1 pseudogene is annotated in these 574 nt (G+C 71.4%); it reads left to right on the top strand.

Annotated elements, in window-relative coordinates:
* Positions 1-31 precede the first annotated feature (31 nt).
* Positions 32-574, top strand: a pseudogene (locus tag G9H72_RS20765) (transposase family protein); the annotation flags it as partial.

Here is a 574-nt window from a genome sequence, read left to right as displayed (position 1 = left end):
TTCTCACACTGCCCATCCGGAAGACCTCGACGTGCCTGACGCTACCTTCGCCTGCCCTGACCTGACCACGTTCTGCCGCCTGGACGAGCTCGGCTTGCAGGTCACCGGCCAACGGCTGGAACCGGATCGCGCGGTCTTGGCCTGCCGCGTCGTGGAGGCTGACCAGTGGTGCCGTCGCTGCGGGTGCGAGGGCGCTGCTCGGGACACGGTCACCCGGGAGCTGGCGCACGAGCCGCTGGGCTGGAGGCCGACGACGCTGCTGGTCACGGTGCGCCGCTACCGGTGCACCGGGTGCGGGCACGTGTGGCGCCAGGACACCAGCCTGGCCGCCGAACCTCGAGCCAAGTTGTCCCGCCGGGCGCTGCGCTGGGCGTTGGAGGGGCTGGTGGTCCAGCACCTCACGGTCGCGCGGATCGCCCAGGCCCTCGCGGTCTCGTGGAACACGGCCAACGACGCCGTCCTGACCGAGGGCAAGCGCGTCCTGATCGAGGACGTCCACCGGTTCGACGGTGTCCGGGTGCTGGGCGTGGACGAGCACGTGTGGCGCCACACCCGCCGCGGGGACAAGTACGTC

Source organism: Motilibacter aurantiacus (genome assembly GCF_011250645.1).
In the GTDB taxonomy this organism is placed as follows: Bacteria; Actinomycetota; Actinomycetes; order Motilibacterales; family Motilibacteraceae; genus Motilibacter_A; species Motilibacter_A aurantiacus.
The sequence above is the reverse complement of the archived record's forward strand: the minus strand, read 5'-3'. Positions and strand labels throughout refer to the sequence as shown.